This window comes from Streptomyces sp. NPDC059454, from assembly GCF_042749965.1.
Lineage (GTDB): Bacteria > Actinomycetota > Actinomycetes > Streptomycetales > Streptomycetaceae > Streptomyces.
In genome coordinates, this window is sequence record NZ_JBHYVC010000040.1 from 1 (window position 1) to 10,972 (window position 10,972).

Sequence of the window (10,972 nt, forward strand, 5' to 3'; positions counted from 1 at the left end):
CCGCGGCGCTGTAGCGGGACATGGTGATCTGGAGCCGCCGGATGACGGCCCTGAGGTCGGGCTGGTCGTACGCGTGCTCCCGGAAGCAGTTGATCGCCGCGGAGGCGGCCCCCACCGCCGACAGGCCCTTGCCGCGCACGTCGCCGATGAGCAGCCGGACTCCGTACGGCGTGCCGGCGGCCTCGTAGAAGTCGCCCCCGATCCGGGCCTGCCCCTGGGCCGCCAGGGTGACGGCGGCGAGGGCGGGTGCCGCGGGCAGCAGGCGGCTGAAGGCGATCTCCCTCGGCGTGGAGACCGCCAGACCGGCGATGAGGAGGGTGACGATCACCGGTGACAACCGTACGGCCTCCCACTGGCCACCGTTCGGACGAGGGCGGCGCCGGAGCCTTCCTGGCTGGATCACACACGGGATCTCATACGAACGATACGGACATCGTGTCGGTTGCCTAGCTCAGCAACCGGTTCCTGATCGCGGCGAGGACCTCGGCGCGACTGCGCGGGCCGTCGTCCGTGGCGATGAGGTGGTCGCCGATGCGCAGCGAGAAGGTGCCAGGCGTCCACGGTCGTCGCCAGAACCTTCTGATGGTCGTACTGCCGAGGCAACAATGCGTGAGGACGCAGTGCCACCTTCCTCAAGAGATCACCTCACGGGCGAATGAACATGGCTCACCCATGATCGCAGCCTCCGAACCCGTCTACCAGAGCATCGACACCTGAGGGCCAGAAGTCGAGTGGCCAGACGATCTCCCCCACAGCCTGCCGCCCACAACCAGTGTGAGCACCCCGAGATCCCCTCACACCAGCCATTTGACCTGCGACTTCAAGTTGGCGAGGGCTCACTGGAGCCGGCCGCCCGCCGACTGGGCGCAGGACCGCACCGTCCACGGCCATCTGCGGCACCTGCGCTCCCTGTTCGCGCAGCTGGAGAACGGACCCTCCGCATGATCAGCCGTTCCTCGGTCGCGACGACCAGCGAGGTCGCCCAGCGCCTGACCGGCCGCCTACGTCGTACGGACGGGCAGGAGAACTGCGCCTTTGTGCTGTGGCGGCCGAGTACCGGCACCAGCCGTACCACCGCGCTGCTCGCCGAGGTGGTGTTGCCGCGGGAGGACGAGCGGATCGTGCACGGCACGGTGGACTTCACCAGCGCCTGCTTCCTGCGCGCCCCGCCCTCGCGGCCGAGCACGCCTGCGGGCTCGGCTTCATCCATGCCCATCCCCAAGGCCGGGGATGGCAGCGCCTGAACGCCATCGATCACGAGGCTGAGGCGTCCTTCGCCGCACAGACCCAGGTGATCGCGGAATGCTGCCTCATTCGGAGAGCGGGGTCATCGTCGCCGAAAGCTGGTTGAGCTGCTGCACTTGGTAGGGAAGGGTCTGTGGTCATGGAGTTCTTCTGCTACCACCGTGATCGGCCGGGTTCCCTCGCGTTGCGCGAGGAGTTGCTGGAGGAGCACTGGTTCTACATGGACCGGTACGCGAAGGAGCTGATCGCTCGCGGCCCGACCTTCGCCGATGACGGTGAAACACCCACCGGCAGCGTGCACATCGTCGACCTGCCCGATCCCGCCGCCGCCCGCGCGTTCGCCTTCGACGAGCCCAACTATCAGGCCGGCGCGTACCGGGACGTGCTGCTGCGCCGGTGGCGCAACGTGCTGGGGCGCACCATGTGGGATTTCCCCGGTGGTCGGACCGATGGCAACCGGTACCTGGTGCTCGGCCTCGGCGAGGGTCCGGCCGCCGACCTTGCCCTGCCGCCCGAGCGGGACGAGCTGGTCGCGTACGGGCCGCTGCTGTCCGACGACGGCGACACCTGGCTGGGTACGGCGGTGCTGCTCAGGGCTCCGGATCCGGACACGGCACGAGCCGTCCTGAATCCGGACCGGTACGCGGATATCGAGGTCCACGACTGGGAGTTCGGAGGGCGTCGATGAGCCACGAAGGCACCGGGCTGATGTCATCTCCGGACCACATCGACCTGGGACAGCAGCGGTGACGGTGGCGATGCGAGCGGTTCCACTGGTGGGCGGGCCGGTGGAGTCACGGGGCGCGCTGGGCCTGGGGATCACCCAGGCAGGGGTGATGCCGCGTCGGTTGTCCGCGTGGGCCAAGGAGCAGTACCAGGACCCGTCGGTCTACCGGGTGACCGTGATGCCCTCGGGGGTGCGGCTGGTGTTCCGCGCTGATGCGCGCGTAGTGGAGTTCAAGGTACTCACCTCCACCGGCCAGCTCGCCTCAGACCTCCCCCTCGCCCGACCGGGATGCTGGAGTTGCTGGTGGACGGCGCCTTGGCCCGGCGTCAGCAGGCGCCGGTGGGCAATGTGCCGCGGATGGCGGGCCCCGGGGCCGTACAGCGACTCATCCCGGGCGAGCCAGGGATCGTACGGCTCGCCGGGCCGCCGGCCGGCATGAAGGACGTCGAGTTGTGGCTGCCGCGGCAGACCCCGACGGAACTGGTGGCACTGCGCGCTGACGGCGACGTACTGGACCGCTGCCGGACGGGCGGCGCCGCTGGGTGCACCACGGCAGTTCCATCAGCCACTGCATCGAGGCCGACGGCCCGACCGGGACCTGGCCGGTGACGGCAGCTGCGCTCAAAGGAGTGGAGGTGATCAACCTCAGCCAGGCGGGCAACGCGTTGCCGGACCCCTGTGTCGCCCGGACGCTCCGCGATACGCCCGCCGACCTGATCAGCCTCAAGGTGGGTATCAACATCGTGAGCCTGTCCGCCTTCCGGCTGCGGACGTTCGGTCCGGCGGTACACGGATTCCTGGACACGATCCGGGACGGACACCCGGACACCCCGCTGCTGTTGATCTCTCCGGTGAGCTGTCCGGCCCCGGAGGAGGCCCTCGGCCCGACCGCGACCGGCCCGGACGGCAGGCTCGCTGCCCTGGGCGGCCCGGCCGATGTGGCCGGCGGGGCATTGTCGCTGGCGGTGGTCCGTGCCGAGCCGGCCCGGACCACTGCGGCACGACGGGCGTCCGATCCCCACCTCCACCATCTCGACGGACGCGAGCTGCTCGGCCGGACGAGGCAGAAGACCTGGGCGGCGGCCTTCACCTCACCGCCGCCGCATACCGTCGAATGGGCAAGCGCTTTGCAGTCCACGCCTTCGCGACCGACGGTCCCTTCCGCTGAGTGTGCTGAGCTCCTGGCGCACGTCCAGGCAGCACAGCCGGACACTGAGCTGCTCCGGATTCCGTGTCGTACGGTCCGACGTCGCGGTCGCCCACCGTCCGCAACGGATCTCACCGAACCCGGCGGCGCCGCCGGTACGGCCGAAAGATCTGAACCAATACCGGGAATCAGGCCGCGAGGAGCTCCTGCTCGCGGTCCGGCGTGTCGGCCTTGGGCTTCTTGTTCGGCAGCGAGAGCCGGAAGACCTTGTGCCACGCGGAGAACACCTGCTTGGGCAGCGGGCCGGTGACGTATTCCAGCTCGTACTTCTCGAACAGCGCGCGCACCTTCACCGCGACCTCGGCGTACCGGTTGCTCGGCAGGTCCGGGAACAGGTGGTGTTCGATCTGGTGCGACAGGTTGCCGGTCATGAAGTGCATGGCCCTGCTGCCGCTGATGTTCGCCGAGCCCATCATCTGGCGCAGGTACCACTGGCCGCGCGTCTCGCCCTTGATCGACCGGCGCTCGAAGACCTGTACGCCCTCGGGGAAGTGCCCGCACATGATCACCGAGTGGGTCCAGATGTTGCGGACCAGGTTCGCGGTGAACGTGGCGGCGAGCGTGGTGAGGAACGACGGACCCGACAGCAGCGGGTGGATCACGTAGTCCTTGAGCACCTGCTTGCGGATCTTGCGGCCCACGGCCCTGGCCCGCGCGCGGAACTCCGGGTTCTTGCGGCGGCGCTTGTGCAGGTTCTTGCCGAGTTCCAGGTCGTACGCTGCGATGCCGTACTCGAAGAAGCAGGCGTTGATGAAGTTCCACAGCGGCTGGCCGAGGTGGAACGGGTGCCACTTCTGGTCCTCGTCGACGCGCATGATGCCGTAGCCGAGGTCGTTGTCCTTGCCGATCACGTTGGTGTAGGTGTGGTGCAGCTCATTGTGCGAGTGCTTCCACTGGTCGGCCGGCGAGACGTGATCCCACTCCCAGGTGGTGGAGTGGATCTTCGGGTCCCGCATCCAGTCCCACTGGCCGTGCAGGATGTTGTGGCCGATCTCCATGTTGTCCATGATCTTGGCCACGGACAGTCCGGCGGTGCCGATCAGCCACGCGGGCGGGAAGATCGAGAACAGCAGCACGCCCCTGCTGACCAGCTCGAGCTTGCGCTGCGCGGAGATGACCTTGCGGATGTAGGCGGCGTCTTTCTCGCCGCGGTCGGCGATCACCTCGTCGCGGATCGCGTCCAGTTCGCGGCCGAGCTCCTCGATCTGCTCCGCGGTCAGGTGGGCGGTGGGGTCAATGGCGGTCAAGGTGCTCCTACCGTTCGATGTCGCAGGGGCCCGCAGCGGCGGACACACAGGTCTGGATGAGGACGCCCGGCTCGGCCTCGGTGATCTCGCCGGTGCGCAGGTCGCGGACGGCGCCCGCCTTGAGCGGCGTGACGCAGCCGAAGCAGATGCCCATGCGGCACCCGGAGGGCATGAGCACGCCGGCCTCCTCGCCGATGTCCAGCAACGGCGTGGCACCGTCCGCGTCGACGGTCTTGCCGGTGACGCTGAACGTGACCTCGCCGCCATCGCCGGCGACGACGATGCCGGGGCGGAAGCGTTCGGTGTGCAGGCGCTCTTGTACGCCGTGCTCGCTCCAGTGCTCTTCGGCGGCGTCGAGCAGGCCCGCGGGCCCGCAGGCCCAGGTCTCGCGCTCGGCCCAGTCGGGCACGAGTTCGTCGAGACGGGCGATGTCGAGCATGCCGTCCGTGGCGGTGTGCACCTCGAAGAGCCGCAGCTTCTTGTCCGTGACCAGGTCGTGCAGTTCGTTGCGGAAGATCACGTCTTGCGGCCGTGGCGCGCAGTGGACCATGACGGCGTCGTCGAACTCGGTGTCGCGCAGCATGCCCATCACGGGCGTGATGCCGCTGCCGGCCGTCAGGTAGAGCACCTTGGCGGGCTTGGCCTGCGGCAGCACGAAGTCACCGGTCGCCTGGTCGAGCTGGATCAGCGTGCCCGGTTTCGCCCTGCGGACCAGGTGGTTGCTGACCTTGCCGTCCGGGATCGCCTTCACGGTGATCGTGACGCGGCCGTCCTGGCGGTTTGTCGGCGAGGTGATGGAGTAGGCACGCCACAGGCGCACCCCGTCGACGTCGACCCCGATCCGCACGTACTGACCGGCTGTGTGGCCGCGCCAGCCCCGTCCCGGCCTGATCACGACAGTCGCGGCGTCACCCGTCTCGGGGTGCACGGCCTCGATGCGCCCACGCAGGTCGGCGCCCGCACGCAGTGGGCTGACCAGGTCGAGGTAATCCGACGGCAGCAGCGGCGTCGTGACCATCTCCAGCAGTTTCCACGCCCTGCTGCGCAGGGCTGTACTCGTCATGACTCCAGCTTGCTGCGCCTCAAGGCGTAAAGTCCTGACCGCAGGACGTAAATCTGGTCGATTGAATTGTTCGCAGGGAACAAAACGTGAGCCATGCAATCCGGAGGGCCAGCGAACTGGCCCTGGATGAGACGACGGTCACCGCACTTCGGGCCGCGCTGAAGACCACCGCCGATGAGGTCGTCCAGGCGATCATCGACGAGGTCCCTTCCTACGCCAACGCCCTTTCGGGCCACATGGGCGCCACCATCCGCCGAGCCGTCCGCACCGCCCTGGGGCACTACCTGGACCTCGCGAGCGGGAACGCCACAGGCGGCGACGCCGGCGACGCGGCCTACGAGCTGGGTCGTGGCGAGGTCCGCGACGGCCGTTCGATGGACGCCCTGCTCAGCGCCTACCGCGTCGGCGCCCGCGTGGCCTGGCGATGCCTGGCATCGGGTGCCGTGCCCGCAGGCCTGCCCGCCGCCGAGGTCGCCAAGTTCGCCGAGCTGACCTTCGCCTACATCGACGAGCTCTCCGCCGCGAGCGCCGCGGGTCACGCCGACGAACTGGCCGCCCGGGGCAGGGCCCACGAGCGCCACCTGGAACACCTGGCCCGCGACCTCCTCGCCGACGCGAGCCCGGACGTGCTGCTGGCCTCTGTCCAACGGGCCGGGTGGCAGCCTCCGGTTTCGCTGACCGCGGTCCTGCTGCCCGCCGCCCAGGCTCGGCCCGCCTACCGCGCGCTCGACCCGAGCACCCTCGTCCTCGACGATCTGCCGGACGCCACCGGCGTGCTGCTCGTCCCCGATGCGGACCGGTCACATCTCTTGAGGCAGCTGACCGACCGCACCGCCGTGGTCGGCCCGGCCCGGCCATGGACTCGTGCGTCCGCCTCGTACGCACGAGCCGTACGCGCGCGCTCCCTCTCCTCTGATATTCGCGACACCGAGGACCACCTGCCCGAGCTGGTGCTGAGCGCCGACATGGAGGCGTTCGCAGACCTGCGTGCCCGAGCCCTCGCACCGTTGCGGACCTTGTCTGTCGCGACCGCACGGCGACTGGAGGAGACGTTGCGGGCGTGGCTGCTGCACCAGGGCAGGCGGGAGGAGGTGGCGGCGGCGTTGTTCGTCCATCCCCAGACAGTCCGGTACCGGATGTCGCAGCTGCGGGAGCTGTTTCCGGATCTCGCATCGCCACACCGGGTCCTTGAACTGACGCTGGCGGTCGGTCTTCGGGTCAGCTGACGAGTACTGCCTCGGGCGTTGTCAACTTGGCTGGCGGGCCGAGTCCCTGGGACGATTCTCGGGTCGTTGGGCACCGGGAGGGAACGCCGTGGCGCCGTCGTACAAGGGGTTACGGTACCCGGCGGGGATCATCGCGCACTGCGTGTGGTTGTACCACCGCTTTCCGCTCAGCTTCCGCGAGGTCGAGGAGCTCATGCTCGCCTGCGGCGTGGTCGTCTCCCACATGAGACGATCCGGCAGTGGTGCGCGAAGTCTGAGCCCGAATATGCCCGTGAGCTGAGGCGCCGACGCCCTTGGCCCGGCGACGAGTGGCATCTGGACGAGGTCTTCGTCACCATCAACGGGGAACGGCCATACCTGTGGCGGGCGGTCGACCAGGACGGCAACGTGCTCGACGTCCTCGTCCGGTCCCGCCGGGACACGAACGGGCGATGAAGGGCTGCCGCTCCGCCGGCGCGGCCCAGCGGTTCCTGTCGGCGTTCAGCGGGATCTCACCCCACTTCCGTCCCCGCCGCCACCTGATGACCGCCACCGACCACCGCACTGAAATGCACCACCGCTTCACCGTCTGGAACCACATCACCGGAGCCGTCGGCCTGCTCACCGCACCCTGAACACGGAGCCGAACCCCGGCTCCATCGTGCCCTGACACACCATCACCCGACACCTCACCCGACAAGTCGGCAACGCCTCGGAAACTTATGGCGATCGTGGTCACGGCAGGACAGCGCGGGGACTCACCGCAGTTCGAGCCTGCGCCGGCAAGGTCCACGTGCCCCGCATTGGAGCGGGCGGCCGCGCGTCCGCCCCGACCGTGTGCGGGCCGGCAAGGCGTACGTCTCCTGCGGAAACCGCGCCCGCCCGCGCCGACGCAGGATCCGATGCACCATCCCGGACAAGGCCGACCAGGCGTGCAACCGCCTCGAGCGCCACCGCGCTGTCACCACGCGGTACGGCAAGCTCGCCGTCCGCTACGAGGCGGCTGTGCTGATCGCGGCTCCCACCTAACGGCTTCGGTCGGAGGTGGTCTTCCCGCCCTCGTTCACCAGTCCCGGCCGGCGGTCAGCTCCTCCGCATTCGCTTCCGTGAACCCGTATGCCGACGCGACGAAGCAGAACTCGTCACAGATCCACTCCCGCGCCACCGTCTCGATCCCGCTCCCGGCCGCCACGAACTCCCTGTCCAGCAGGTTGAACTCCTCTGTCGCAGCCTGGGTGAGTGCATACAGGCTCTCCAGGTCCGACGGCCGCTCGGCCTCAACGCGTTCACACAGCCGCAGCAGAATCGCCTTCCCCCGGCCGACCACGTGACCAGGGAAGTACGAGTCGTCGTGCATTTGCCGCAAGAACGCGTGTCTCGCTACCTGCTGGTTCGTGATCGGCACGGCACTCCCCTACTTCCGCGAAAAGCTGACGCGCCGATCATGCACAGCACCACTGACAATGACGCCCTCAATGGCCGCCAGGTCCTGGGCGACCAGGACTTCCACAACAGGCATAGGGGACTTGGTCATCTTCACTCGTGAGTGGTGTGTCTGCTTGCTCGTCGGTGCCGCTGTACCGATGTCCCGCCCGCCGTCGCGACACACCCACACCGACACGAACCTGACCAAGCCCTACTGGTGCTGTGACCGCATAGGTTCACCGGGTTGGGTCCCCGATCCGATGGACGCAGCGGCCCACCGCGATGATCCCCTGCCGGTCGACCTGCCGGGTCTCCACGGGATCGGGTGGGCCGAGCGATGTGGAGACTCGCGCCCGTGTCGGCCGACAGGTTCGACGGTCCGGTTCCGCCGGGTCACCTCGTGTCGTGCGGGGACCTGCCGTCTGCGGCGTTCGCGGTTGACGCGGCTCGGGTGGCGGGTCGCCGACGGCGGTGGCTCGGCGCCCGCGACGCTGTTCGCGCCGCGGGCCGGGGCCTTCGGGCATGGAGGCGCACTTACGGGAGGACGATGTCGCGGCCGGGTCCGCCTTCGAGGGCGTCCTTTCCGGTGCCACCGCAGACGAGGTCGTCGCCGCCTTCGCCGTCCAGTGTGTCGTTGCCGGGGCCGCCGAGGACGATGTCGCGGCCGTCCCCGCCCATGGCGTGGTCGTCGCCGGGGCCGGCGTGCACGGTGTCGTCACCGCCGTAGCCCTCGATCATGTCGTCGCCCCGACCGCCCCACATCTGCTGGTTGCTGCCGTCCCCCATCAGGTGGTCCATGCCGTCGCCGCCGTGCAGGGTGGCGGGTCCCATGACCATGTCGTTCCCCGCGTCACCCAGCACCGTGCGTGCGGTGTGGGCGTGCAGTTCGTCGTCGCCGGGGCCGCCGCTGACGGTGCCGATCCCGGGGGTGAAGGCGGCGATGGTGTCGTTGCCGTCGCCGAGGAAGACGTCGATCCTGTCGGGCCGGGGGCTGTCGGCAGGCAATTCGCAGACGACGGAGGTGGTGTCCTCGGGTCTGGAGTACGCACAGTGGTCGCCCGGTTCGAGCGGGACCACGTCGCTGAAGCCGATCCGCCGGATCCCGTCGCTGGTGTACATGGAGAATATGCTGAGGTTGTTGGTCTGTCCTGCAGCGGCGGTTAAGACGATCGACTGAGTCGCCCAGTCGGCTCCGACGCGGGCCTTCGCCTCGGCGGCGGTGGCGGCGGTTGCCGGGCCGACGGCGAGGCCGGCGGTGAACAGGGTCACGGCGACCGCACTGACGGCGGCTCGGTTTCGGTTCATGAAATCTCATCCCGGTGGAGTGACGGTGGACCGACCTGTCTGGCGTGGTGCTGCCGGGGAGCGGGCGGACCCGGTCGTAGAGGCAGTCTCCCCTGCTGGTCCGGATCCGCAAGACCGCGAATTGACGCGGCGTCGCGGTAAGCCGATGTCCCTCCGTATGTGATGGTTGGGCTTCTTTGGTCAGGCATGTTCCCGGTGTCGCCGTGACAGGGTTCGCCGGCTCAATTCTGGTTCAGCGAAGGTGGGTCGGCTGACGCGGTCGATGGTTGGGATTGCCGGAGGAGCGGAAGGCGGCTGCCCGGGTGCGGGCGGAGGAGCTTCGCCCTCAGGCGGAACGAATCGCGGCCGGATTCGCCTAGGTGGAAGCGGTGTTGGAGCGTCGGGTGATCGACCGGGAGGAGCTCGTCGAGGCCCTGGCCGCTCCGGACGTGGCGGGAGTGTCCTCACGCCAGAACCAGGTCCCGTCGCCCTGCTGCGAACGCCCCTCCCTGGTATCGCCCCGCACACCGGTCCAGGCCGCGTCCTCGCCTTCCGGTCCCGGGAACGGTTCCGGCTCACGGCTCACGGCTCACGGCAGGTTCTCCGCTCGCCGCCCACCCCTGTAATCAACTCCGTTTGCTTCATTGACATTTCGTTCAGAAGACGTACCTTTGGGAGCGCTCCCATGACAGTCTTGCAACTGGAAGGAGTTCCCCCACATGCGCAAAAAGAATCCTTTGACCGAGCGTTCGCGGTCGTCCCTCCGCCGGCCTCTCCAGGCGCTCGTCATGGTGTTCGCCGTGGTTGTCGGCGCACTGGCCTGGTCGACCCCCGCCCAGGCTCACGGCACCATCATCAACCCCGCCTCCCGCGCGTACCAGTGCTGGAAGACGTGGGGCAGCAACCACACGAGCCCGGCCATGCAGACCGAAGACCCCATGTGTTATCAGGCATTCCAGGCCAATCCCGACACCATGTGGAACTGGATGAGTGCGCTCCGCGACGGCCTCGGTGGCCAGTTCCAGGCACGGACCCCCGACGGGACGCTCTGCAGCAACAACCTCTCGAGGAACGCCAGCCTGAACAAGCCCGGGCAGTGGAAGACGACCAGCATCAGCAACAACTTCACGGTCCAGCTGTACGACCAGGCATCCCACGGTGCCGACTACTTCAGGGTCTACGTGAGCAAGCAGGGCTTCAACCCCAAGACCCAGACCCTGGGCTGGGGCAACCTCGACTTCATCACGCAGACCGGCCGCTTCGCCCCGGCGCAGGACATCAGGTTCAACGTCAACACCTCCGGCTACACCGGACACCACATCCTGTTCGTGATCTGGCAGGCCTCGCACCTCGACCAGGCCTACATGTGGTGCAGCGACGTGAACTTCGGCTGAGCCGGAGAGCGCCGCACACCGCACCGGCCTCTGCCGGGCGCCGGTGACCCGCCGCCCGGCCGACCGAGCTCCGTGGGGGGCCGGGGACCCGTTTGTGCACCACCCCCCCCCGGGGGGCCCGCGCGCCAGGGTTGGGCAAAACCCAAAGCGCGGCAGTCGCCCCGGGGGCGGCTCC

12 protein-coding genes and 2 pseudogenes are annotated in these 10,972 nt (G+C 68.7%); 8 read left to right on the top strand and 6 right to left on the bottom strand.

Translation table 11 applies throughout. The features are described 5' to 3' along the window. On the bottom strand, positions 1–328 hold a 328-nt coding region (locus ACFXAE_RS24300; protein ID WP_384718392.1), incomplete at its 3' end, for a SpoIIE family protein phosphatase. Positions 329–941: 613 nt separating this feature from the next. Between ACFXAE_RS24300 and ACFXAE_RS24305 the strand changes: the two genes are divergently transcribed. From ACFXAE_RS24305 to ACFXAE_RS24315, 3 genes and pseudogenes are all read left to right on the top strand, one after another. Next, positions 942–1,244 carry a hypothetical protein gene (locus tag ACFXAE_RS24305; RefSeq protein ID WP_384718394.1) on the top strand — a complete coding sequence of 101 codons (303 nt, stop codon included), beginning with the start codon at positions 942–944 and terminating at the stop codon, positions 1,242–1,244. Between the two features lie 140 nt (positions 1,245–1,384). Beyond that, the gene (locus ACFXAE_RS24310) at positions 1,385–1,933 is read left to right on the top strand and encodes a YciI family protein (RefSeq protein ID WP_384718396.1); all 549 of its coding nucleotides are present in this window, start codon (positions 1,385–1,387) and stop codon (positions 1,931–1,933) included. 70 nt (positions 1,934–2,003) lie between these two features. Next, positions 2,004–3,140 (top strand): annotated as a pseudogene (locus tag ACFXAE_RS24315) (lipase). On the opposite strand, the gene ACFXAE_RS24320 reads toward ACFXAE_RS24315, so the two are convergent. Genes ACFXAE_RS24320 through ACFXAE_RS24330 form a run of 3 tightly spaced genes read right to left on the bottom strand, consistent with a single transcriptional unit; the run spans position 3,064 to position 5,489 of the window. After that, complete coding sequence (locus ACFXAE_RS24320) at positions 3,064–3,249, bottom strand: DUF6207 family protein (protein ID WP_384718493.1); 186 nt, start codon at positions 3,247–3,249, stop codon at positions 3,064–3,066. The pseudogene ACFXAE_RS24315 and the gene ACFXAE_RS24320 overlap by 77 nt on opposite strands. Positions 3,250–3,307: 58 nt before the next feature. After that, positions 3,308–4,426 (bottom strand): fatty acid desaturase family protein, encoded by a 1,119-nt coding sequence (locus ACFXAE_RS24325; protein ID WP_384718398.1) that lies wholly within the window; start codon positions 4,424–4,426, stop codon positions 3,308–3,310. Between the two features lie 7 nt (positions 4,427–4,433). Further along, positions 4,434–5,489 (bottom strand): ferredoxin reductase, encoded by a 1,056-nt coding sequence (locus tag ACFXAE_RS24330; RefSeq protein WP_384718400.1) that lies wholly within the window; start codon positions 5,487–5,489, stop codon positions 4,434–4,436. Positions 5,490–5,575: 86 nt separating this feature from the next. Between ACFXAE_RS24330 and ACFXAE_RS24335 the strand changes: the two genes are divergently transcribed. The 4 genes and pseudogenes from ACFXAE_RS24335 (at position 5,576) to ACFXAE_RS24350 (ending at position 7,723) form a co-directional block, all read left to right on the top strand. Continuing rightward, on the top strand, positions 5,576–6,715 hold the full coding sequence (locus ACFXAE_RS24335) for a PucR family transcriptional regulator (protein WP_384718402.1): 1,140 nt from the start codon (positions 5,576–5,578) through the stop codon (positions 6,713–6,715). Between the two features lie 88 nt (positions 6,716–6,803). Then, positions 6,804–7,138 (top strand): annotated as a pseudogene (locus tag ACFXAE_RS24340) (IS6 family transposase); the annotation flags it as partial. Between the two features lie 8 nt (positions 7,139–7,146). Then, positions 7,147–7,329, top strand: coding sequence for a hypothetical protein (locus tag ACFXAE_RS24345; RefSeq protein WP_384718404.1), 183 nt, complete (start codon positions 7,147–7,149; stop codon positions 7,327–7,329). A gap of 202 nt (positions 7,330–7,531) precedes the next feature. Next, entirely contained in the window at positions 7,532–7,723 is a 192-nt protein-coding gene (locus ACFXAE_RS24350; protein WP_384718406.1) for a hypothetical protein, read from the top strand. Between the two features lie 34 nt (positions 7,724–7,757). Here ACFXAE_RS24350 and ACFXAE_RS24355 read toward each other — a convergent pair whose 3' ends face one another. After that, on the bottom strand, positions 7,758–8,099 hold the full coding sequence (locus ACFXAE_RS24355) for a DUF5713 family protein (protein ID WP_384718408.1): 342 nt from the start codon (positions 8,097–8,099) through the stop codon (positions 7,758–7,760). 554 nt (positions 8,100–8,653) lie between these two features. Next, positions 8,654–9,424, bottom strand: a complete 771-nt coding sequence (locus ACFXAE_RS24360; protein ID WP_384718410.1) for a calcium-binding protein — start codon at positions 9,422–9,424, stop codon at positions 8,654–8,656. 767 nt (positions 9,425–10,191) lie between these two features. Between ACFXAE_RS24360 and ACFXAE_RS24365 the strand changes: the two genes are divergently transcribed. Then, positions 10,192–10,797, top strand: coding sequence for a lytic polysaccharide monooxygenase (locus ACFXAE_RS24365; protein WP_384718495.1), 606 nt, complete (start codon positions 10,192–10,194; stop codon positions 10,795–10,797). The last annotated feature ends 175 nt before the right edge of the window (positions 10,798–10,972 follow it).

What these genes read in the sequence shown, in the direction of transcription:
- ACFXAE_RS24305 (WP_384718394.1), top strand. Translation starts at nt 942, where the DNA reads ATGATCAGCCGTTCCTCGGTCGCGACGACCAGCGAGGTCGCCCAGCGC.
- ACFXAE_RS24310 (WP_384718396.1), top strand. Translation starts at nt 1,385, where the DNA reads ATGGAGTTCTTCTGCTACCACCGTGATCGGCCGGGTTCCCTCGCGTTG.
- ACFXAE_RS24330 (WP_384718400.1), bottom strand. Translation starts at nt 5,489, where the DNA reads ATGACGAGTACAGCCCTGCGCAGCAGGGCGTGGAAACTGCTGGAGATG.
- ACFXAE_RS24345 (WP_384718404.1), top strand. Translation starts at nt 7,147, where the DNA reads ATGAAGGGCTGCCGCTCCGCCGGCGCGGCCCAGCGGTTCCTGTCGGCG.
- ACFXAE_RS24360 (WP_384718410.1), bottom strand. Translation starts at nt 9,424, where the DNA reads ATGAACCGAAACCGAGCCGCCGTCAGTGCGGTCGCCGTGACCCTGTTC.
- ACFXAE_RS24365 (WP_384718495.1), top strand. Translation starts at nt 10,192, where the DNA reads ATGGTGTTCGCCGTGGTTGTCGGCGCACTGGCCTGGTCGACCCCCGCC.